At 39.6% G+C, this 20,331-nt stretch carries 24 protein-coding genes and 1 riboswitch; of the genes, 13 read left to right on the top strand and 11 right to left on the bottom strand.

Annotated elements, in window-relative coordinates:
• Positions 1-14 precede the first annotated feature (14 nt).
• Positions 15-836, top strand: a complete 822-nt coding sequence (gene menB, locus ACX9YW_RS18750) for a 1,4-dihydroxy-2-naphthoyl-CoA synthase (protein ID WP_460349329.1) — start codon at positions 15-17, stop codon at positions 834-836.
• A gap of 82 nt (positions 837-918) precedes the next feature.
• Positions 919-2,397: an o-succinylbenzoate--CoA ligase gene (locus tag ACX9YW_RS18745; protein WP_460349327.1), complete on the top strand. Its 1,479-nt coding sequence runs from the start codon at positions 919-921 to the stop codon at positions 2,395-2,397.
• Between the two features lie 42 nt (positions 2,398-2,439).
• Here ACX9YW_RS18745 and ACX9YW_RS18740 read toward each other — a convergent pair whose 3' ends face one another.
• Positions 2,440-3,381 (bottom strand): metal ABC transporter solute-binding protein, Zn/Mn family, encoded by a 942-nt coding sequence (locus ACX9YW_RS18740; RefSeq protein ID WP_460349325.1) that lies wholly within the window; start codon positions 3,379-3,381, stop codon positions 2,440-2,442.
• A 204-nt stretch (positions 3,382-3,585) separates the two neighbouring features.
• On the opposite strand from ACX9YW_RS18740, the gene ACX9YW_RS18735 reads away from it, so the two are divergent.
• The gene (locus ACX9YW_RS18735; protein ID WP_460349323.1) at positions 3,586-4,161 is read left to right on the top strand and encodes a beta-class carbonic anhydrase; all 576 of its coding nucleotides are present in this window, start codon (positions 3,586-3,588) and stop codon (positions 4,159-4,161) included.
• 24 nt (positions 4,162-4,185) lie between these two features.
• On the opposite strand, the gene yidD is transcribed toward ACX9YW_RS18735, so the two are convergent.
• Positions 4,186-4,443 carry a membrane protein insertion efficiency factor YidD gene (gene yidD / locus ACX9YW_RS18730; RefSeq protein WP_460349322.1) on the bottom strand — a complete coding sequence of 86 codons (258 nt, stop codon included), beginning with the start codon at positions 4,441-4,443 and terminating at the stop codon, positions 4,186-4,188.
• A gap of 151 nt (positions 4,444-4,594) precedes the next feature.
• Here yidD and ACX9YW_RS18725 point away from each other — a divergent pair, with 151 nt between their 5' ends.
• On the top strand, positions 4,595-5,068 hold the full coding sequence (locus tag ACX9YW_RS18725; RefSeq protein ID WP_460349320.1) for an S-ribosylhomocysteine lyase: 474 nt from the start codon (positions 4,595-4,597) through the stop codon (positions 5,066-5,068).
• A gap of 40 nt (positions 5,069-5,108) precedes the next feature.
• On the opposite strand, the gene ytzI is transcribed toward ACX9YW_RS18725, so the two are convergent.
• Together ytzI and ACX9YW_RS18715 are read right to left on the bottom strand one after the other, a co-directional pair.
• Positions 5,109-5,273: a YtzI protein gene (ytzI, locus tag ACX9YW_RS18720; protein ID WP_460349318.1), complete on the bottom strand. Its 165-nt coding sequence runs from the start codon at positions 5,271-5,273 to the stop codon at positions 5,109-5,111.
• 96 nt (positions 5,274-5,369) lie between these two features.
• Positions 5,370-5,627, bottom strand: a complete 258-nt coding sequence (locus tag ACX9YW_RS18715) for a DUF6154 family protein (RefSeq protein ID WP_460349316.1) — start codon at positions 5,625-5,627, stop codon at positions 5,370-5,372.
• A 226-nt stretch (positions 5,628-5,853) separates the two neighbouring features.
• Here ACX9YW_RS18715 and ACX9YW_RS18710 point away from each other — a divergent pair, with 226 nt between their 5' ends.
• Positions 5,854-6,162, top strand: coding sequence for a hydrolase (locus tag ACX9YW_RS18710; RefSeq protein ID WP_460349314.1), 309 nt, complete (start codon positions 5,854-5,856; stop codon positions 6,160-6,162).
• 52 nt (positions 6,163-6,214) lie between these two features.
• Positions 6,215-6,685, top strand: coding sequence for an RNA deprotection pyrophosphohydrolase (gene ytkD / locus ACX9YW_RS18705; protein WP_460349312.1), 471 nt, complete (start codon positions 6,215-6,217; stop codon positions 6,683-6,685).
• Between the two features lie 29 nt (positions 6,686-6,714).
• On the opposite strand, the gene ACX9YW_RS18700 is transcribed toward ytkD, so the two are convergent.
• From ACX9YW_RS18700 to ACX9YW_RS18690, 3 genes are read right to left on the bottom strand one after another with little or no spacing between them, the layout of a single operon-like run.
• Positions 6,715-7,518 (bottom strand): ABC transporter permease, encoded by an 804-nt coding sequence (locus tag ACX9YW_RS18700; RefSeq protein ID WP_460349310.1) that lies wholly within the window; start codon positions 7,516-7,518, stop codon positions 6,715-6,717.
• Complete coding sequence (locus tag ACX9YW_RS18695; RefSeq protein ID WP_460349308.1) at positions 7,508-8,275, bottom strand: ABC transporter ATP-binding protein; 768 nt, start codon at positions 8,273-8,275, stop codon at positions 7,508-7,510. The genes ACX9YW_RS18700 and ACX9YW_RS18695 overlap by 11 nt, the downstream gene beginning before the upstream one ends.
• A 24-nt stretch (positions 8,276-8,299) precedes the next feature.
• Positions 8,300-9,295: an ABC transporter substrate-binding protein gene (locus ACX9YW_RS18690; protein ID WP_460349305.1), complete on the bottom strand. Its 996-nt coding sequence runs from the start codon at positions 9,293-9,295 to the stop codon at positions 8,300-8,302.
• 257 nt (positions 9,296-9,552) lie between these two features.
• Between ACX9YW_RS18690 and ACX9YW_RS18685 the strand changes: the two genes are divergently transcribed.
• On the top strand, positions 9,553-10,383 hold the full coding sequence (locus tag ACX9YW_RS18685; protein ID WP_460349303.1) for an alpha/beta hydrolase family protein: 831 nt from the start codon (positions 9,553-9,555) through the stop codon (positions 10,381-10,383).
• 44 nt (positions 10,384-10,427) lie between these two features.
• Positions 10,428-10,670, top strand: a complete 243-nt coding sequence (locus ACX9YW_RS18680) for a DUF2584 domain-containing protein (protein WP_460349355.1) — start codon at positions 10,428-10,430, stop codon at positions 10,668-10,670.
• Positions 10,671-10,710: 40 nt separating this feature from the next.
• Here ACX9YW_RS18680 and pckA read toward each other — a convergent pair whose 3' ends face one another.
• A complete protein-coding gene (gene pckA / locus ACX9YW_RS18675; RefSeq protein WP_460349300.1) occupies positions 10,711-12,297 on the bottom strand; it encodes a phosphoenolpyruvate carboxykinase (ATP) in 1,587 nt (528 codons plus the stop codon).
• A gap of 224 nt (positions 12,298-12,521) precedes the next feature.
• Positions 12,522-12,657, top strand: a riboswitch (SAM riboswitch).
• 185 nt (positions 12,658-12,842) lie between these two features.
• Between pckA and metK the strand changes: the two genes are divergently transcribed.
• Both metK and asnB read left to right on the top strand, forming a co-directional pair.
• Entirely contained in the window at positions 12,843-14,042 is a 1,200-nt protein-coding gene (gene metK / locus ACX9YW_RS18670; protein WP_460349298.1) for a methionine adenosyltransferase, read from the top strand.
• 149 nt (positions 14,043-14,191) lie between these two features.
• Positions 14,192-16,090 carry an asparagine synthase (glutamine-hydrolyzing) gene (gene asnB, locus ACX9YW_RS18665; RefSeq protein WP_460349296.1) on the top strand — a complete coding sequence of 633 codons (1,899 nt, stop codon included), beginning with the start codon at positions 14,192-14,194 and terminating at the stop codon, positions 16,088-16,090.
• Positions 16,091-16,215: 125 nt separating this feature from the next.
• Here asnB and ACX9YW_RS18660 read toward each other — a convergent pair whose 3' ends face one another.
• On the bottom strand, positions 16,216-16,731 hold the full coding sequence (locus ACX9YW_RS18660) for a gamma carbonic anhydrase (RefSeq protein ID WP_460349294.1): 516 nt from the start codon (positions 16,729-16,731) through the stop codon (positions 16,216-16,218).
• A 73-nt stretch (positions 16,732-16,804) separates the two neighbouring features.
• Between ACX9YW_RS18660 and ACX9YW_RS18655 the strand changes: the two genes are divergently transcribed.
• Positions 16,805-17,908, top strand: coding sequence for a tetraprenyl-beta-curcumene synthase (locus ACX9YW_RS18655; RefSeq protein WP_460349292.1), 1,104 nt, complete (start codon positions 16,805-16,807; stop codon positions 17,906-17,908).
• A gap of 11 nt (positions 17,909-17,919) precedes the next feature.
• Here ACX9YW_RS18655 and mnmM read toward each other — a convergent pair whose 3' ends face one another.
• Complete coding sequence (mnmM, locus tag ACX9YW_RS18650; RefSeq protein WP_460349353.1) at positions 17,920-18,492, bottom strand: tRNA 5-(aminomethyl)-2-thiouridylate-methyltransferase MnmM; 573 nt, start codon at positions 18,490-18,492, stop codon at positions 17,920-17,922.
• Positions 18,492-19,442, bottom strand: a complete 951-nt coding sequence (mnmL, locus tag ACX9YW_RS18645; RefSeq protein WP_460349290.1) for a tRNA modification radical SAM protein MnmL/YtqA — start codon at positions 19,440-19,442, stop codon at positions 18,492-18,494. Before mnmL ends, mnmM begins: the two co-directional genes overlap by 1 nt.
• A 188-nt stretch (positions 19,443-19,630) precedes the next feature.
• Between mnmL and ACX9YW_RS18640 the strand changes: the two genes are divergently transcribed.
• Both ACX9YW_RS18640 and ACX9YW_RS18635 read left to right on the top strand, forming a co-directional pair.
• Positions 19,631-19,894: a YtzC family protein gene (locus ACX9YW_RS18640; RefSeq protein ID WP_460349288.1), complete on the top strand. Its 264-nt coding sequence runs from the start codon at positions 19,631-19,633 to the stop codon at positions 19,892-19,894.
• Between the two features lie 15 nt (positions 19,895-19,909).
• Positions 19,910-20,101, top strand: a complete 192-nt coding sequence (locus ACX9YW_RS18635; protein WP_460349285.1) for a glycogen biosynthesis protein GlgD — start codon at positions 19,910-19,912, stop codon at positions 20,099-20,101.
• The last annotated feature ends 230 nt before the right edge of the window (positions 20,102-20,331 follow it).

The following is a 20,331-nucleotide window of genomic DNA, read 5'->3' as shown; positions in this document are numbered from 1 at the left end:
AGGAGGAATCCGTTATGGCAGTAGTAGAATGGATTGCCGGACATCAATATGAAGAAATCATTTACGAAACGTATAATGGTATCGCAAAAATTACGATTAATCGACCACAGGTACATAATGCTTTTACTCCAAAAACTGTGATGGAATTAATTGATGCATTTGCTTATGCAAGAGACGATGAAAATGTTGGCGTCATCATTTTAACGGGAGCTGGCGACAAGGCGTTCTGTTCGGGTGGAGACCAATCTGTAAGAGGACACGGTGGATATGTAGGAGAGGACAAAATTCCTCGTTTAAATGTACTTGACCTTCAACGCCTTATCCGTGTAATTCCAAAACCAGTAATCGCCATGGTAAAAGGTTATGCAATCGGTGGCGGTCACGTCCTTCATGTTGTATGTGACCTAACAATTGCAGCAGACAATGCTGTGTTCGGCCAAACTGGTCCGAAGGTAGGAAGTTTTGATGCGGGTTATGGTTCTGGATATTTAGCAAGAATCATCGGTCACAAAAAGGCGCGTGAAATCTGGTATCTATGCCGTCAATACGATGCACAACAAGCGTTAGATATGGGATTAGTTAATACGGTTGTTCCTTTAGATCAAGTTGAAGAAGAAACCATTAAGTGGTGTGAGGAGATTTTAGAAAAGAGCCCTACAGCCCTTCGTTTCTTAAAAGCAGCGATGAATGCGGATACAGATGGTTTAGCTGGATTACAGCAATTAGCTGGTGATGCAACACTATTATATTATACTTCCGATGAAGCCAAAGAAGGCCGCGATGCCTTCAAGGAAAAACGCAAGCCTGATTTTGGGCAATTCCCACGTTTCCCTTGATTCGATATGAAAAATTTATTGCAGCCTGATGGACATCCATCAGGCTGTATTTTCTATTTCATATTTAAAGGAGATACAAAACATGGTTGGTCAAATCATTCCAAATTTAGTAAAGAAACGTGCCCATCTCTCGCCAAATCGAGTTGCCATTATTTTTGATAATCAAGAGATAACTTTCCAAGAGCTTTATGATCAAGCTTTTGCCATTGCAGAAAAATTAACATCCCATGGTGTTAAAGCGGGACAAAATATTGCGGTGATGTTAGGAAATCATATTGATACGGTTTACATTCTGTTTGGGCTACAGCTCCTTGGCTGTCGAGCTGTTTTTATTAATAATCGACTTACTGTAAATGAAATCGAGTGGCAGTTAACAGACTCACAGGTAGAGCTTTTGATTACCGAGAAAAAATTCGCTACTATTTACACGCAATTGAAGGGCAAGTTGATTGACAAAGAAGAATTACAGAAAATTGAAGGCACAGCGTTTTTCATCCAAGAGGAGATTGATTTACGAGACATTTGCAGTATTATGTACACTTCTGGAACAACAGGCAGACCGAAAGGGGTTCTTCAAACATATGGAAACCATTGGTGGAGTGCGACAGGATCGGCGCTAAATTTAGGACTTCATGAAGATGATCGGTGGCTATGTACTGTTCCCTTATTTCATATCAGCGGATATTCGATCCTAATGAGGGGCATCATTTATGGAATGACTGTCATTCTCCATGATGGATTTAATGAAGTTTGTGTTATTCGTGAAATAGTTGAAAATCGTGTAACCATTATTTCAGTCGTAACGACAATGGTGAAGAGAATACTAGAGCAGCTTAGTACTACGACTATACCGAAGGAATTTCGATGTATGTTGGTAGGGGGAGGACCGGTTCCAAAACCATTGCTAGAGGAATGTGTGAAAAGAAATATACCAGTTTACCAGACATACGGAATGACTGAAACATCCTCACAAGTAGTCACTTTATCGCCGGAAGACAGTCTTAGAAAGCTGGGGTCTGCGGGAAAACCATTATTTCCTGTTCAGCTTAAAATTGTCAATGAAGAGGGTGCGGAGGTTAATGCGACAGAATCAGGTGAGATATTAGTTAAGGCCCCTAATGTAACCATTGGCTATTTAAATCGACCAGATGAAACTAGTCTAAAAATACAAAATGACTGGTTCTCCACTGGTGATATCGGCTATGTGGATCAAGAAGGATTTTTGTATGTACTGGATCGCAGGTCTGATTTGATTATTTCAGGGGGGGAAAATATTTATCCTGCTGAAATTGAAGGGGTTCTCCAGTCTCATAAGCTAGTGGAGGATGCAGGAGTTATTGGGGTTGCAGACGATTCTTGGGGCCAAGTTCCGTTAGCGTTAGTTGTAAAAAAAGCAAATGCTCAGATTATCGAGCAAGAACTACAGTCCTATTGCCAAGAAAGATTAGCCAAATTTAAAATCCCGAAAAGGTTCGTATTTGTCGAAGAGCTACCAAGAAATGCTGCCAAAAAACTAATGCGGCATAAACTAAAAAAATGGTGGAACGAACAAACAAAATAACAAAACAAACCACTTTAACGCTTTAAAGCGTTAAAGTGGTTTTTACTTGCTTAGTGCAGTTTTTATAGAGTTGAGGTTTTGGTACATTAAGGTGATGTAGGTTTCTTTGTTTTTGATATTTTCTTCTGTTAGCGTGGATAGGTTGTGCAAAGGTAGTGGTTTTGCTCCGATTTCATCCTTAATGATATCACCAAGTTTTGAGCTGACATTTTGCTCAAATAAAATGTACTGAATGTTCTTTTTTCTCGCAATATCAACTATTTTTCTCAATTGTTTTTGTGTTGGCTCAGAAGTAGATGAAATTCCTGAAATACTAATTTGTTTTACTCCATAACGTTTCTCCCAGTACCCAAAGGCTGCATGGGAAACGATCATTTCTTTATGAACTCTATTATTCATTACATCCTCAAAAGCTAAGTGTAACTCATCTAAATCTTTCTCAAGACTCTTATAATTTGCTTCAATTTGTTCCTTGTTTTCTGGTAACCTATTCTCTAGTTGTTCTTTTATTCCCAGTGCAAGCTCCTTTGCGTAAACAGGGTCCAACCATATATGAGGGTCAATATCCCCATGATGATGGCCATCGTCTTCGTGTTCATCATCATCATGGACCTCGGCCTCTTCAACATGAACTTGTTCTCCGAGCGCAAAAAATTCAACGCCCTCATTTTTTAATGTCTTTTTCGCCTTTTCAACAAACCCTTCAAGTCCCAATCCGATATAGAAAAAGACTTGGGCATCGGCAACGTTCATCATATCCCTTTGTGATGGTTCAAATGTATGCTCATCAGCTCCAGGGGGATATATCGAGTGAACCGAGACAAAATCGCCAGCCAATTTTTCCGTAAAATATTGCAGTGGATATACTGTCGTATAAATAATGAGTTTATCATTATCTTTTGGTTGATTATTATTATTCGAACATCCTACTAATAGGACGTTCAATATGACCATTAAGACCAAGAAAGTCTTTAGTTTTTTCATTACAAAATAACCTCCAATTATCTAAATCGTACTTATTACGATTTAGAACTCAAAAAAATAAATATTTGTGCTTTCATCAAATATTTAATAAAATATTAATACGGAATGATTCCGATTTCCTTTTGTATCATACATAAAATTTTAGGAAATGGCAAGAATAAATTTTTTTAGCAAAAAAGGAATAATTCGTAAAGGGGAACATTAATGGAAAAGCATACAATACTTGGTGAAATGTTAGAATTTAATGAAAAATTCGTTCTAGAAGAAAGATATAAGGAGTACGAAACAACCAAATTTCCTAATAAGAAGATGGTTATTTTAACGTGTATGGACACAAGACTATTGGAATTATTACCGAAGGCAATCAACGTGTCCAACGGTGATGTTAAAATTGTTAAAAATGCTGGCGCCCTCATTGCGCATCCATTTGGAAGTATTATGCGCAGTATTCTCGTGGCCGTTTATGAATTAAAAGCCCAGGAGGTGCTCGTGATTGGCCATTATGATTGTGGGATGAGTGGCATGAAAGCTGCCCCAATGCTTGAAAAAATGAAGGCAAATGGAATCACAGAGGAAACACTACAAACGCTTTCTTACTCTGGAGTAAATGTCTCTGAGTGGCTACATGGATTTGATTCCGTCACTGAAAGTGTCTCCCACAGTGTGGAAGTGATAAATCAACACCCGTTAATGCCAAAGGATATTCCGGTACATGGTCTGGTCATAGACCCGCATACAGGAAAGTTAGATTTAGTTATTAATGGATATCAGAACAAATAAAAAAAGCGTCTTGAGAATAAGAAATTATTTCTCAAGACGTTTTTTATTTTTCACTAATCCAGGCCATTCATCTGGGACAAGGTCAACACCACCCGGATGCAAAGGGTGACATTTTCCGATACGTTTAACGGTTAGCCAACCGCCTTTTAGTGGCCCATAGCGCTTAATAGCCTCGAGTCCATAATGGGAGCAGGTAGGGTAAAACCGACAAGTCGGTGGTTTAAGTGGTGAGATGACGATTTGATAAAAACGAATGATACTAATAAAAAGATTTTTTAACATGATCTTGCACCAGCTTCGTCCTAAAAGTACCTTCACCATATCACAATTAAACCAAAAATGCATTTTCGAAAAAATCTTATAAAGTTGATGAATTTACTCGGAATATCATGTATAATAAACTGGTAGGTTATTGTTAAAAGGAGTGAAGAAAATGCCTTCAGTAGAAAGCTTTGAATTAGATCATAATGCTGTTAAAGCTCCGTATGTAAGACATTGTGGTGTCCATAAAGTGGGTAGTGATGGTATTGTTAATAAATATGATATACGTTTTTGTCAACCAAACAAACAAGCAATGAAACCTGATGCGATTCATACATTAGAGCATTTATTAGCAATTAATATTCGCAAGCACTCAGAAAAATACAATCATTTTGACATTATTGATATTTCCCCAATGGGCTGCCAAACTGGCTATTACTTAGTTGTAAGTGGTACACCAACCGTTGAAGAAGTTATTGACTTGCTTAACGATACGATGACAGAGGGAATTGAGACTGTCGAAATTCCAGCAGCGAATGAAACTCAATGCGGTCAAGCGAAGCTCCATGATCTAGAAGGGGCAAAACGACTCATGCGTTATTGGCTAGAGCAAAGTAAAGAAGAGTTACTCCAAGTATTTGCATAAAAATAACAAAGGACTCAGTCTTGTACTGAGTCCTAGTTTTTTAGGACTCGGTTTTATCTGAGTCCCTGTTTTGTTCACTTGCCTGATCCTTTGATACCGAATCAACCGTATGCTTATATTGGTAGGCCTTTGAAGTAGTTACTACAGCGAGTAATAAGACAACAAACACAATTATAATAGAAACAATCATTATCGTAGTTAGCATCTAGTTTCCTCCTCATTTCACAAGTTTACCATAACCCCATTTATCTTTAAGGTCAATTAAAAAAGCCTACTTTTTTTGTAGGCAGCTTGGTATGTATTAGTGAATATTTCTATGTGGATAAATGGGAGCACGTCTTTGACCATATTCCTGTTGTGCAAATTTCCCCTTCAAGCTTTCAATTAAATAAACTCCCATTAGATTATATAATTCCTGTTTGTCCATTTCTTGAATGATGTGCAATAAATCCTCGTACTCCATTTCTTCTAAAAAGGCGAAAGCCAACATATCTATGTCTTCTTCATCACCTGAAAGTTTGTCACGATAGAGTTCAAAAAGTTCGTCAACCAATTTCATATTTCACCCCTCCTAAAATGAAAATCCCCTTATATATTGAATACCCAAATAAATAAAAAATATTCCTGACGGGATTGTATATAATCCTTTTGTAATTTTTAAAACTTGCATAAATTATATACCAATGTGGGAAACGAATAATAGTGTAAAAGTTATTTTTTTGTTAGAAAAATCTCGACTTTTTCTGTCGAATTGTGACTAAGTGATGAAAAGGAAGATGATACGTATGGCGCAAAAAAAAACATATTATGTTTCAGTTGGCACAGCGGAAATCTCACAAAGTGCTACAAGTTCTTCTTGGGAATACAAAATTGAAGCAACTGATGACGAAATCATTAGACTGCGCGAGTATTTTGACCAAAATTACTCCACCGATGTGCAAGCCTTTTTGCGTGCCCATGTTCCTTATGTGGAATATCATTATGATCGGCAAAATGATGCATATGATCGGATTTTGAAAGAGGTTTATTCGATGCTATACAATCTTGGTGATGATGAAGCCAAAAAGCATATTGAAAGTATGGGAATCCTATGAGTCACCTCATAGGATTTTTTCTTGTTATAATATAAAGAAAAACAAGGAGTTAATGATGAAAGAATTTCTTGATTCCAATGGAAATAAAGTACAGTTTCTTGCTGAACCGCATGGATTTTCGGTACAACCGAATCATGTTCTGGTAATTTGCCAATATGGTTCACAATGGTTACTAACGAACCATAAAAAGAGAGGTTGGGAATTTCCCGGTGGAAAAGTAGAACTAAATGAATCACTTGAGGAAGCAGCCAGACGAGAGGTGCTAGAAGAAACCGGTGCATATATAAGAGACTTAGCTCCTCTTGGCACCTACAAAGTAAATGAGCCTAACAGTTTTTTTATCAAAAAAATCTTCTATGCCACTATCGACAAATTGGAGTGGAAACAAGATTACCATGAAACCAATGGGCCGGTCCTAGTTGATAAAGAGCTTTTATTAAAAGAAAGATTTAATGAGCAATATAGCTTTATTATGAAGGATGAGATCGTCAGAATTGCCCTTGCTGAAACGGATAAAAAATAAAGGATGCAACTTTCTTAAGGCGCATCCTTTTAATCTTTAATTAGCTTTCTTTCAATAAAATCAACAACCTGGTACATAATCGTTGCAAACACGGCAATAACAAGCAATGCCAATAGCACAAGCGTAAAATTAAACACTTGGAATCCGTAAATAATCATATAGCCTAAGCCTTTTGAAGCAACTAGGAATTCACCGACAATGACACCAACCCAAGATAAACCGACATTCACTTTCAAGGTTGAGATAATTGTAGGGAAAGATGCTGGTAAAATGGCCTCCTTAAAGCATTGCATCCGTGATGCCCCAAACGTCTGCAGGACCTTTAAATAATTCGGATCCACTTCCTTAAAAGAGGTATAGACGACAATGGTTGTAATAATGATTGAAATAATGGCCCCCATCGCAATAATCGAGGAAAAACCAGGGCCGAGGGCTACAATCAAAATGGGACCTAAAGCCACCTTTGGCATCGAATTCAATACGACTAAATAAGGGTCTAGTACCTTTGATAGAAATGGCGACCACCACAAAATCGCAGCTAATAAAGTTCCTAAAAACGTACCTAAAATAAAGCCAAATACTGTTTCTGTTAAGGTAACACCAAGATTGGACAACAGAGTTCCGTCTTGAATTTTATCTATAAATAGCCCCCATATTTTCGATGGTGAACTGAAAATTAATGGGTCAACCCAATTTCGTACACTGGCAATTTCCCATAAGGAAAAGAACAGGATAAAAATTAGCAGTTGGTAAAAGCGGACCCATTTCTTTTCGAGTTTTAAGGAATCGGTATATTTTTGGTGGAGGAGTTCGGTTTTAGATTTATGATTCAAGAGATTCCAACTCCTTCCATATCATCTGGAAAATAGGGGAATATTGTTCATGACTACGTGCATTAAATGGTGATAAATTTCTTAATTCTTCAGGAATGTGGAAAATTTTATGGACACGACCAGGCTTTGCTCCAAATAAATAAATCCGGTCACTCATTGCAATCGCCTCACCAATATCATGAGTGACGAGAATCGCCGTTTTACCAAAAGCCTTTAATGTCTGCGATACAAGATCCTCAAGCTTCAGCTTCGTTTGATAATCCAATGCTGAAAAGGGTTCATCTAACATTAAAATTTTCGGCTCCGTCGCCAAAGTTCGAACTAAGGCCACTCGCTGCCGCATTCCCCCTGATAATTGCTTCGGTGCTTGCTTTTCAACAGGTCCGAGTTCCATTTTTTTCAACAAGTCGAGAGCAGATTTTCGCGATTCCTCCGTTAAGCGATTAGATATTTTCAAGCCTAACAAAATATTTTCTTCAATCGATTTCCACGGGAACAAATAATCCTGTTGCAGCATATAGCCAATTTCATTAGCAGAAGGATTGATTGGATTTCTTTCTAATAGCACTTTGCCTTCTGTTGGTTTAATTAATCCGGCAATAATGGACAACAGAGTCGTTTTGCCGCAGCCGCTGGGGCCCAGGAAGGAAATAAACTCCCCTTCCTTGATTTCAATCGAAACATCGGAGAGAGCCGTTGTAGCCGATGTTTGGGTAAAATACGTATGATTCACGTTTTCAATCGTCAAAAAGCTCATTATCCCGGCCTCCCATTTTATTACTTATTTCATAACATCGTCGGCAATTTTTGTATGGACTAATTTACTGTAGTCAACCCTTGCAGGAAGCTCGCCGGCTTCATCCATAATGTTTTGCAGGTTATCCCATGCCCCTTCTGTTAAAATCGGATCCGTTGCATAGGAACCTTGGCTTTTATATCGGTCTACTACGGTTGCGATTAATTTCACATCTGTATCAGGGAACTGTGGCTTGATGGCTTCAGCAATGTCCTCTGCAGAGTGGGATTCTACCCATTGCTGTGCCTTATAAATGGCTCGAGTAAACTTTTCGATTGTGTCTTTTTTCTCTTTTAAAAAGCTCTCTTTTGTCATAAAGGAAGTGTAAGGTACTTGACCTGATTCTTCTCCGAAGGAAGCGACGATATACCCTTTCCCTTCTTGCTCCATCATACTAGCGGTTGGTTCGAATAGTTGAACAAAGTCACCTGTGCCTGAAGTAAATGCTGGGGCAATGTTCGCAAAGTCAACATTTTGAATCAATTCTAAATCGGAATGAGGATCAATGCCGTGCTTTTTCAAGACAAATTCGCCGACCATTTGCGGCATTCCGCCTTTGCGTTGACCAAGGAAGGTACTACCCTTTAATTGCTCCCATTTGAAATTGTCAATTTTTGTGCGGGAAACTAAGAAAGTACCATCTGTTTGAGTGAGTGCTGCAAAGTTAATCACCGGATCATTCGCTTCCTGAGCAGATACATAAATGGAGGTTTCTGAGCCAACTAAGGCGATATCCGCTCCTCCTGAAAGTAATGCTGTCATTGTTTTATCTCCGCCCGGGACAGTGGTAATTTCCACATCCAAACCTTCTTCTTCAAAAAATCCTTTTTCGAGGGCAACATATTGGGGAGCATAGAAAATAGAATGCGTTACTTCGGCAACCTTCACCTTTTGTACTTCGTCCTTGCCGCAGGCTACCAGAGAAAACATAAAAATCATCATAACTAAAACAGAAAAACTGATTTTGACCCACTTCTTCATTCATTGTGCCTCCTTTTTAATAGTTTTGAAATATTAATAATTAACAAAGAAAAATGTCCAGCTCCAGTGCCCAGCGTCTAGTGGACTTCCACTTTCATTCCCTACGATAAGTCAACATCGAATCGCAAATAACGCGATTCGTGTTTCCTTTATCTCAGGAATGAATGCTCCAGTCCATACGCCGCTAAACGGGCACTTCCGCTTTTCTAATAATTGGGCGATTTTTGAATCTATGTTATCGTATGAAGGAGAGAAAAATGTGTGAATGCCTAGGAACAAAAAATGAAAGGATGGGTGGTATGCTTCTAGGTCCAAATATTGTCTCAGTTCAAAGATTTCCCTCCCCAAATCCGCAGGTGGAACTTTTTGTCATTACATATGTCTCGGACGGGCTTAAGGTAAAGGGATTGTTAGCAGAACCAAAGGGCGGAGATGCCCCAATTGATGGGTTTCTCTATCTTCGTGGTGGAATAAAAAATGTTGGGATGGTACGACCGGCTAGAATTGCCCAATTTGCTTCCGAGGGGTTTATTGTCTTTGCTCCTTTTTACCGCGGAAACCAAGGTGGGGAAGGGAACGAAGATTTTGGAGGACATGACCGTGAAGATGCGTTTGCAGCATTTCGATTACTAAGAGAACACAGGAGAGTCCGGCGGGTTCATATATTTGGTTTCTCCCGTGGTGGAGTGATGGCGCTTTTAACAGCTATCGAATTTCCGTCCGCTGCGTCGATGGTGACATGGGCTGGAGTAACGGATATGTTTCTGACCTATGAAGAAAGATTGGATATGCGAAAAATGATGAAGCGGGTTATTGGCGGAACGCCTTCAAAGTACCCAGAGCGTTATGAATGGCGAACCCCCTTATTTCAGCTAGAAAAATTAGAGCTACCCGTTCTGATTATTCATGGGGTAAAGGATACGAATGTTTCCGTGGAGCATGCATATGCTTTAGAGAAGGGGTTGAGACATTGTGGAAAGCAGGTGGAGGCGTGGTATTTTAGCGAATATACGCATTATTTTCCACCAGCAACCAATCGAAAGGTCGTTTCCGATTTAGCTAGTTGGATGAAAAAACAAGCAGATTAAGTTATGATAGGGATACGTATATTAGCAAAGGAGCGATTGTGGAGATGGGAATGCCACTAGAACTTAATACTCTTGTTGTCACGAAAGGACGAGAGGTAAGGCTGGAAGAGAATTTATTCCAATTAGTAAAAGAGGACTATCGTCTATATCCAATCGATATTCCACTAGAAGTTCGAAAAACTTTAGATAGTGACTCGAGCGGAACATGTGTGATTAAAAAAGTCGAATGGGAAAACAAACAAACGAGAATTACCTACCAACTCGTTTCGTTAAACTCGACAAATTAGAAACAGAAAACCGGGCCATATTTGCCCGGTTTTTTTCATGTTATGCAATTGGTCCGCCCTTTTCTTCAATATCAGCTGGGACGTTTGCAAATTTTTTAAAGTTTTCACGGAACTTTGTTGCTAATTCCTTCGCTTTTGCTTCATAGGTTTCTTGATCTGCCCAGGTTTTGCTTGGCTGTAATACCTCATCAGGAACACCTGCAACATGTAAAGGAATATCTAATCCAAAAATCGCATCTTTCACGGTTTCTACATTATTAAGCTCACCTTCAAGAGCAGCTTGCACCATTGCACGGGTATAAGCTAACTTCATCCGGCTACCAACGCCATACTCACCACCGGTCCAACCGGTATTCACTAGGAATACTTGTGAATTGTGCTCAGAGATTTTTTGACCTAACATTTCTGCATAAACGGTTGCAGGAAGTGGTAAAAATGGTGAACCGAAACAAGTAGAGAATGTAGCTTCCGGCGAAGTAACTCCACGCTCAGTTCCAGCTAACTTAGAAGTGTAACCACTTAAGAAGTGATACATCGCTTGTTCCTTTGTTAACTTAGAGATTGGAGGTAATACCCCAAATGCGTCAGCAGTTAGGAAGACAATCGTATTAGGATGGCCAGCTACACTAGGATCTACGATATTATCAATCGCTTGTAATGGGTAAGCCGCACGTGTATTTTCAGTTAGAGAATTATCATCATAATCTGCAACACGAGTTTCCGTGTTTAACACAACATTCTCAAGAACAGTTCCAAAACGGATTGCGTCGAAAATTTGTGGCTCTTTTTCCCGCGATAGGCCGATACATTTTGCATAGCAGCCACCTTCAACATTGAAGACACCATTTGCTGACCAACCGTGCTCGTCGTCACCAATTAAGCGGCGATTAGCATCTGCTGAAAGTGTTGTTTTCCCCGTACCTGATAAACCGAAAAACAAGGCAACATCGCCTTCACGGCCAACATTTGCCGAGCAATGCATTGGAAAAATATCTTGCTCAGGCAACAGGTAGTTCATAATCGAGAAGATGGACTTTTTCATTTCACCAGCATATTCAGTTCCACCGATTAAGACAACACGCTTTTCAAATGATATAATGATAAAAGTTTCTGACATGGTCCCATCCACAGCAGGGTCTGCTTTAAAGTTAGGAGCTGCAATGACAGAAAATTGTGATTGGTGTTCTAATAATTCTTCGTCTGTTGGACGGATGAATAATTGATGGGCAAAAAGATTATGCCAAGCATATTCATTAATGACTTGAATTGGAAAGCGATATCTTTTATCAGCGCCGGCGAATCCCTTGAAAACAAAAACTTCTTCTTGAATTTTCAAATATTCAAGCATTTTAGAATATAGATTGGAGAATGCTTCTTCTGAAATGGGTTGGTTAACAGAACCCCAATCAATCTTATTTATTACAGAAGCTTCTTGAACGATGTATTTATCTTTAGGAGAACGTCCAGTATATTTACCAGTTGTAGCACGAACAGCACCGGTAGATGTTAAAACACCTTCTTGGCGAGTTAGAACTTTTTCAACTAATTGAGGAACGGAAAGTTGCGTATGCACATTGTTGCCTTGTAATAACACATGTAACTCGTTTGGGATGCTAACAGAATTCATTACTCATATACCTTCCTTTACGATAGTTAAAATGAATAAAATTTGTAAAAAGTGGTTATACCTCGTTGAATAGTATAACACATTAACGTAATTAGTCTATACTATTCAGCTGGAACAGGAAAATTTATTTTTTCTTGCAATATTATATATTTTTTTCATTAATAAGGAAAACATATTGACATTTATCAATAGTCTAGGTTAAGATATTTCCTTGAACGGATACTCTCTTATCCCGAGCTGGTGGAGGGACTGGCCCAATGAAACCCAGCAACCTAACCATGAATCGAAGGATCTTTAAAGGTCTTTTTTTTTGGAAAAGGTGCTAAACCAGCGCAAGGTAACGACCTTGAACGATAAGAGTGAAAGGCGCTTCTGACGAGAGCAACAACCTTTCCTCACGATTACAGGGGAAGGTTTTTTTATTGTTTAAAAAGCTACCTTTAAAAATAGCAAACTGCTTATCATCATAAAAGTAAGCTGTTTTATTCATACTACTAGGGAATGAGTACCGTATCATTAGGTTTTCTAATATAGGAGGAATTCGGATGTCAACGAAACGTCGTTTGTTCACTTCTGAATCAGTAACCGAAGGTCATCCAGATAAAATTTGTGACCAAATCTCTGATTCAATTTTAGATGCGATTTTAGAAAAAGACCCAAATGCTCGTGTTGCTGCTGAAACAAGTGTGACAACTGGTTTAGTATTAGTAGCAGGTGAAATTACCACTTCTACATATGTAGATATCCCAAAAATTGTTCGTGAAACAGTAAAAGAAATCGGCTATACTCGTGCAAAATACGGTTTTGACTCAGAGACATGTGCCGTTTTAACTTCCATCGATGAACAATCTCCTGATATCGCGATGGGTGTCGACCAAGCGCTTGAAGCACGCGAAGGCTCTATGACTGAAGCGGAAATTGATGCAATTGGTGCCGGAGACCAAGGGTTAATGTTTGGTTTTGCATGTAATGAAACAAAAGAGCTTATGCCGCTTCCTATTTCATTAGCTCACAAGTTAGCACGTCGCTTAACATATGTTCGTAAAGAAGAAATTCTTCCTTACTTACGACCAGATGGAAAAACGCAAGTTACCGTTGAATACGATGAAAACGACAAGCCAGTCCGCATAGATACAATCGTTATTTCAACACAACATCACCCAGAAATCTCTTTAGAGCAAATTCAACGAAATCTTAAAGAACATGTGATTAACCCGGTTGTTCCTCAGGAACTAATTGATGAAAATACAAAATACTTTATTAACCCAACAGGGCGTTTCGTAATCGGTGGGCCACAAGGGGATGCTGGTCTAACTGGACGTAAAATCATCGTTGACACATATGGTGGATATGCTCGTCATGGCGGTGGTGCATTCTCTGGTAAAGATCCTACAAAGGTTGACCGCTCTGCTGCTTACGCTGCGCGTTATGTGGCTAAAAACCTCGTGGCAGCTGGATTAGCTGAAAAAGTAGAAGTTCAATTAGCTTACGCTATTGGTGTTGCGCATCCTGTATCGATTTCTGTTGATACATTTGGAACAGGTGTTGTTGGGGAAGATGTTTTAGTCGACTTAGTTCGTAATAACTTCGACCTTCGCCCAGCAGGAATTATCAAAATGCTAGACCTTCGTCGCCCAATTTACAAGCAAACAGCTGCTTACGGACATTTCGGCCGCACTGATGTTGATCTTCCATGGGAGAGAACAGACAAGGCTGAAGCACTTAAGGCACAAGCTGGAAAATAAAATAAGATTATTCAATGAGAGTTGCATTTATATGTAACTCTCGTTTTTATTTGCTCGTCAATTCTGATTGAGGGTATATCAAAGTGGGTATATTGTGATAGTATTAGAAGGTACGTTTTGAACGAATTTTAGAAGTAGGTGACTTACATATGTGTGGATTTATCGGTTGTATGCATGATCAAGCGCAAGAATATCGCGATGATGATAAACAACTTTTTAAAATGATGAACGATGTGATTACCCATCGTGGTCCTGATGATGATGGGTACTTCTTTGATGAACATATCCAATTTGGTTTTCGCCGCCTAAGCATTATTGATATTGAAAGCGGCCATCAACCTCTTACTTATGAAAATGAGCGCTATTGGATTATTTTTAACGGGGAAATTTACAATTACTTAGAGCTACGTGAGGATCTAGTTAAGGCAGGATTAAGTTTTGCCACTCAATCGGACACGGAAGTGATCATTGCCTTATATAGTCATTACGGTGAAAAAGCAGTCGAGAAGTTGCGTGGAATGTTTGCTTTTTTAATTTGGGATAAGGTAGAGCAAAAATTGATGGGAGCCCGTGACCCGTTTGGGATTAAGCCGTTATTCTATTATTCAGACGGTGTGCGCACCTTCTTCGGTTCTGAGAAAAAAAGCATCCTGATGGCTTTGGAAGGTACTGAACTTAACAGGGAAGCATTACAGCATTATTTAACTTATCAATTTGTTCCAGAGCCATATTCGATGACTGAAGGCATCCAAAAGCTTGAACCTGGCCATTATTTTACGAAAAAAATTGGCGGAAAGTTGGATATTAAAAAGTATTGGCGTGCTTCTTTCCATCCGGTGGCAAAATCCGAGGATGATTTTGTTAAAGAAATTCGCGAATGTTTATTTGACAGTGTGGAAAAGCATATGCGTTCGGACGTGCCGGTTGGCTCATTTTTATCAGGCGGTATTGATTCGTCTATCATTGCATCGATTGCGAAAGAATTCCATCCGGCGATCAAAACTTTTTCCGTCGGCTTTGACCATAACGGCTTTAGCGAAATTGACGTGGCTAAGGAAACGGCCGAAAAGCTTGGCGTTGAAAACATAAGCTATGTAATTTCCCCTGAGGAGTACATGAACGAGATTCCGAAAATCATGTGGCATATGGATGACCCTCTTGCGGACCCAGCCTGCGTGCCATTGTATTTCGTTTCTCGCGAAGCTCGCAAGCATGTTACCGTTGTTCTATCAGGCGAAGGTGCAGATGAGTTGTTTGGTGGCTATAACATCTATCGTGAGCCGCAATCTCTAGAGGTTTTTAATAAAATTCCACGCGTCGGTAAAGCGATTTTAAAAGGAGTTGCTTGTTGCCTTCCTGAAGGGGTTAAGGGAAAAAGCTTCATTGAACGCGGTGTAACCCCAATGGAACAGCGATATATTGGGAATGCCAAAATGTTTACTGAATCAGAAAAGCGCCAATTACTGAGAAATTATCAGGAGGGGCTTCACTATACCAATATTACGAAGCTGTTATATGAGGAGAGCCGTGGCTATGACCCGGTTGACCGCATGCAGTTCATCGACATCCATACTTGGATGCGTGGTGATATCCTTTTGAAGGCCGACAAAATGACGATGGCACATTCGTTGGAATTGCGCGTACCTTTCTTGGATAAAGTAGTGTTTGATGTTGCATCTAAAATTCCAACAAGTTTAAAAACGGCAAACGGCACGACGAAGTATATTTTACGAAAAGCGGCTGAAGGAATCGTTCCTGACCATGTGTTGAATCGGAAAAAGTTAGGTTTCCCAGTCCCAATTCGCCACTGGCTAAAAGCTGAAATGAACGATTGGGCAAAGAAAATTATCCGTGATAGCGCAACAGATCATTTAATTAACAAGTCTTTCTTGTTGAAACTATTGGATGACCATTGTGCCGGTAAGGCAGATAACAGCCGCAAAATCTGGACTGTCTTGATGTTTATGGTTTGGCATCAGGTTTATGTCGAAAAGGTTTACGACTTCGAATCTTCAGTAATGGGAGAAAAAGTATTACAGTCGATGTAGTAGTTGTTAGAGCACACGAGGAAATCGTGTGCTCTTTTGCCTTGGTCCTGTCTTTGCTTGCCGCAACTTCCTAAAGCAAATCACTAATATTACCTACCCTAAAAGGTATATAATAAGAAAATAACCTATTTCCCCTGAAGGGATTTATAGTATTGCGCTTTCTCGGCGTACTCACGAGAGATGCGTTGCATATCGAGGATGTCTTCCTCTGTTAGCTCGCGGATGACCTTTGCTGGTCGGCCAAATGCAAGTGTTCCAGGTGGTATTTTTTTACCCTGAGGAACGAGACTGCCGGCCCCGATAAAGGCACCTTCGCCTATTTCTGCGCCGTCAAGAATAATCGAACCCATGCCAATTAGAGCGCGTTTCCGTATGATTGCACTATGCAGAATTACTTGATGGCCAACCGACACTTCATCTTCAATGATTAATGGATTATTCGGGCTTTGGTGCAACACACAATTATCTTGAATGTTGACACGATTACCAATAACAGTTGGCGCAACATCTCCACGGATGGATGTATTAAACCATATTCCTGATTCATCTCCAATCGTGACATCACCAGTAATCGTAACATAATCAGCGATAAAGGCATTTGGCGAAATTTTTGGACTCTTACCATTATAAGGATAAATCATGATTAGCTCTCCTTCGTATGTAATCTGTATCTATTGTACGAAAAGAACAGCTATTTAGAAAGGGTTTGACACTTTGAAAGTACCAACAACTCCGGTGGGCTTAATGGCTCAAGTATATGGGAAAATAATTCCAGCAGCGCACGAAGAATTAGACTATTGGAAAAAAAGAGCCGAAGCAATACCGAACCATGAATTACGGAAACAAGCAGTAGCAAGTATCGAGTATAAAACTTTCCATTGTGAGGGCGGGGCCATCTTAGCTTTACTTGCAGAAAAGGACTACAAGAAAGCGATCAAATTTATTGTCGCCTACCAAACGATTAGTGATTATTTAGATAACCTTTGTGACCGAAGTACATCGCTAGACCCTGATGACTTTGCTGCATTGCATGACTCAATGTGCCATGCCCTAACACCGGGGGCCAAAACGACCAACTATTACCACTTAAGAGAAGAGCAAAACGACGGCGGTTATTTATTGGATTTAGTCGAAACTTGTCAGAAGGTACTTGCTCAAATCCCAGCCTATAAAACAATTCAGAATGATTTATTAACCTTATGCGATTATTACAGGAAATTACAAATCCACAAACATGTCATCGTTCACGAACGGGTTCAAAGGTTATCTCAGTGGTTCAAGCAATATGAACAGGAACTTCCCCCGATGAAATGGTATGAATTTTCCGCTTGTTCTGGTTCGACTTTGGCGATTTTTTGCCTAATTTCCTATGCCATGCGACATGACTTTCGAAAGGAAGCTGCCGATAAACTGTTAAACGGGTATTTTCCATATATCCAAGGATTACATATCCTGCTAGATTATTTTATCGACCAGGAGGAGGACCGTATTGGCGGGGATTTAAATTTCTGTTTTTACTACGAGAATAATGAACAATTATTCAAGCGGTTGACCCATTTTCTAAAAGAAGCAGATCGCTTTACGGAAGACTTGCCGCATCGTAAGTTTCACCAGTTAATTAATCGTGGCTTAATTGGGATCTATTTATCAGATGAAAAAGTTAAGCTGCAGCCAGAGGTTCGCCAATTAGCTAAAGAATTGGTTAAGAGAGCTGGACCTATTTCTGCGTTTTTTTACTGGAATGGAAGAGCTTATCGTCGTTTCCAAAACGGCCTATTTAAAGCACCAGCTGCCCTTATTCAAAACGAAAAAGCCTGACAACTTACTCGTCAGGCTTTTTCAATTGCCACAATAAATGGCGGGTCATTTTTCTGATTTAGAAATTGATACAATAAGACACGTGCCTGCTTTTGGTCAATCCCTTGAACATATTGCATCAGTTCGTCTCGTTCCACGGCTCCTTCTGGATGTCCGTGATAAATCACCAGTACAATCATTCCGCCCGAGGCAAGGATATCAAGGAGCTGTTCAATCGCAGCAATGGTTGTGTCGGGTTTTGTTACTATCGATTTATCACTGCCCGGCAAATAGCCAAGATTGAAGATGGCCGCTTTTACCTGTCCATGAAATTCAGCTGGTATCGATTTTTTTATCGTTTCATGGCCGTTAGGTATGAGAACAACCCGCTCTAGAAAACCGTGGTCACCAAGCCGTACTTTGCTATTTTCTATCGCTTGTTCCTGAACATCAAAGCCAAACACTTTACCGTTTGCTCCAACTAACTTTGCTAGAAAAACGGTATCATGTCCGTTTCCCAAAGTTGCATCAACGGCAATATCTCCTAAACCCACTGACTTTTCCAATAAGGTTTTCGCAAATTGAAGGACTCGTTCAAGTTTCATCATAGAGTTTTCACCGTTTGATAATATTTTCCCTGCCAGCTGTCGCGACGTTTTAATTCTGCATCAATCGTATTTAAAACTTCCCATTTATTGACACTCCACATAGGTCCAATCATTAAGTCAATCGGGCCGTCTCCGGTAATACGATGAACAATCATTTCGGGTGGTAGAATTTCTAATTGGTCGCATACTAATTTTACATATTCGTCAAAGGTCAAAAACTCAAGCATGCCTTTTTCAAACTGTTTGACCATGGGGGTTCCTTTTAATAGATGCAATAAGTGGATTTTAATTCCTTGGACATCAAGTTTCGCCACTTCTTCTGCAGTTTTCATCATCATCTCAGGCGTTTCAAGTGGGAGACCATTAATAATATGGGAACAAATCTGAATACCATGCTTGCGTAGTTTCTCAACTCCATCAACGTAACATTGGAAGTCATGAGCTCGATTAATTAACATGGCTGTTCGTTCATGAACAGTTTGCAAGCCAAGCTCAACCCATAAATAGGTACGTTCGTTTAGTTCAGCTAAATACTCCACTACATCATCCGGAAGACAATCGGGACGAGTGGCGATCGAGAGGCCAACAACCCCATCTTGGTTCAAGACAGATTCGAATTTCTCTCGAAGAACCTCGACGGGAGCATGTGTATTTGTAAACGCTTGGAAGTAGGCCATGTATTTACCATCCTTCCACTTACTGTGCATTTTCCCTTTAATTTCATTAAATTGTGTTTCGAGGTCATCGACCCGATTGCCGGCGAAATCTCCTGAACCGGAGGCACTACAAAACGTACAGCCACCAAAGGCGACGGTACCATCACGATTAGGGCAATCGAAACCACCATCTAAAGCGACCTTAAAGACTTTATGTCCAAAAACCTTACGTAGGTGATAATTCCACGTGTGGTATCGTTTATCATCTGTTGCATATGAAAAAGGATTCATAAGTAAAAAACTCCTATAATTTTAAGTGATATCATATTTTAGCATGAAAAAAGGGGTTATCCAATGAAATGTATCACGGTTGGAAACAATTCACTTCCAAGTTATGTGTTAGGAAGCCATGAGATGAACAAACTAACCTATGAGGCAAATTGCTTCAACTATTATTGACCTTTAGGGAGGGCTATCTGATGGCAACCCGTCAATCCGTGGATGATTTATTGCAAAGATGTGAGGACGTGTTAAGAAATGCTCAAGATCAGTATCTTGAGGCAAATATGCAAGAACATTATAATGACGACCAATATACCTCATCGCTTCAACAAATGGAAGAGGCTTATAATGATTTAGCAAAAATGGCACAAAGCGCAAATGGCCAACAACGCGACCAGTTACACCGCATGCGTTTACAGCTCCAACAGGCACAAAATAACATGATATTATTACGTCATTAAAGGGAGGAATACACTTTGAAAAAGCGTTCAAAGCAAAATAATCCCGAACAAAAAACAAGAAATGGCATCAACAATCAGGACTTAGAGTTGGGAACTGATTACGATATCATAAAACAATCGAAAAAAGCCTATGAAAACTCTGGAGGGCAGCCTGTTAAATCGAAAATGCATCAGGAACCAGAACAAGTTGGAAGAACGCGACATTAATATGGGAAGTGGGACAAGTTATCTTGTCCCTTTTTTTGTGTTCACAAATCGGCAATAATTAGGATTTTTTCTTGTGAGTTTAGTCACAGAATATGCCCCCTATAAATGGGATAAATAAAGTATAAAAATCATGAATGTGTAAAAAACAGTCATGATTTTTAATTACGGTAAATTTGTGAACGCGTTCACAAATTCGCCACAGTCCTGAAACCATCTTCCAGGGGGAAACA

The organism is Pseudoneobacillus rhizolycopersici, assembly GCF_054786815.1.
This window is presented reverse-complemented; position numbering and strand designations above follow the sequence as displayed.

What these genes read in the sequence shown, in the direction of transcription:
- ACX9YW_RS18715 (WP_460349316.1), bottom strand. Translation starts at nt 5,627, where the DNA reads ATGAAATTGGTTGACGAACTTTTTGAACTCTATCGTGACAAACTTTCA.
- ACX9YW_RS18725 (WP_460349320.1), top strand. Translation starts at nt 4,595, where the DNA reads ATGCCTTCAGTAGAAAGCTTTGAATTAGATCATAATGCTGTTAAAGCT.
- ACX9YW_RS18685 (WP_460349303.1), top strand. Translation starts at nt 9,553, where the DNA reads ATGTGTGAATGCCTAGGAACAAAAAATGAAAGGATGGGTGGTATGCTT.
- pckA (WP_460349300.1), bottom strand. Translation starts at nt 12,297, where the DNA reads ATGAATTCTGTTAGCATCCCAAACGAGTTACATGTGTTATTACAAGGC.
- ytkD (WP_460349312.1), top strand. Translation starts at nt 6,215, where the DNA reads ATGATGAAAGAATTTCTTGATTCCAATGGAAATAAAGTACAGTTTCTT.
- ACX9YW_RS18740 (WP_460349325.1), bottom strand. Translation starts at nt 3,381, where the DNA reads ATGAAAAAACTAAAGACTTTCTTGGTCTTAATGGTCATATTGAACGTC.
- mnmM (WP_460349353.1), bottom strand. Translation starts at nt 18,492, where the DNA reads ATGAAACTTGAACGAGTCCTTCAATTTGCGAAAACCTTATTGGAAAAG.
- ACX9YW_RS18710 (WP_460349314.1), top strand. Translation starts at nt 5,854, where the DNA reads ATGGCGCAAAAAAAAACATATTATGTTTCAGTTGGCACAGCGGAAATC.
- menB (WP_460349329.1), top strand. Translation starts at nt 15, where the DNA reads ATGGCAGTAGTAGAATGGATTGCCGGACATCAATATGAAGAAATCATT.
- yidD (WP_460349322.1), bottom strand. Translation starts at nt 4,443, where the DNA reads ATGTTAAAAAATCTTTTTATTAGTATCATTCGTTTTTATCAAATCGTC.
- ACX9YW_RS18695 (WP_460349308.1), bottom strand. Translation starts at nt 8,275, where the DNA reads ATGAGCTTTTTGACGATTGAAAACGTGAATCATACGTATTTTACCCAA.
- asnB (WP_460349296.1), top strand. Translation starts at nt 14,192, where the DNA reads ATGTGTGGATTTATCGGTTGTATGCATGATCAAGCGCAAGAATATCGC.
- ACX9YW_RS18745 (WP_460349327.1), top strand. Translation starts at nt 919, where the DNA reads ATGGTTGGTCAAATCATTCCAAATTTAGTAAAGAAACGTGCCCATCTC.
- ytzI (WP_460349318.1), bottom strand. Translation starts at nt 5,273, where the DNA reads ATGCTAACTACGATAATGATTGTTTCTATTATAATTGTGTTTGTTGTC.
- ACX9YW_RS18640 (WP_460349288.1), top strand. Translation starts at nt 19,631, where the DNA reads ATGGCAACCCGTCAATCCGTGGATGATTTATTGCAAAGATGTGAGGAC.
- ACX9YW_RS18660 (WP_460349294.1), bottom strand. Translation starts at nt 16,731, where the DNA reads ATGATTTATCCTTATAATGGTAAGAGTCCAAAAATTTCGCCAAATGCC.
- ACX9YW_RS18735 (WP_460349323.1), top strand. Translation starts at nt 3,586, where the DNA reads ATGGAAAAGCATACAATACTTGGTGAAATGTTAGAATTTAATGAAAAA.
- ACX9YW_RS18680 (WP_460349355.1), top strand. Translation starts at nt 10,428, where the DNA reads ATGGGAATGCCACTAGAACTTAATACTCTTGTTGTCACGAAAGGACGA.
- ACX9YW_RS18690 (WP_460349305.1), bottom strand. Translation starts at nt 9,295, where the DNA reads ATGAAGAAGTGGGTCAAAATCAGTTTTTCTGTTTTAGTTATGATGATT.
- metK (WP_460349298.1), top strand. Translation starts at nt 12,843, where the DNA reads ATGTCAACGAAACGTCGTTTGTTCACTTCTGAATCAGTAACCGAAGGT.
- mnmL (WP_460349290.1), bottom strand. Translation starts at nt 19,442, where the DNA reads ATGAATCCTTTTTCATATGCAACAGATGATAAACGATACCACACGTGG.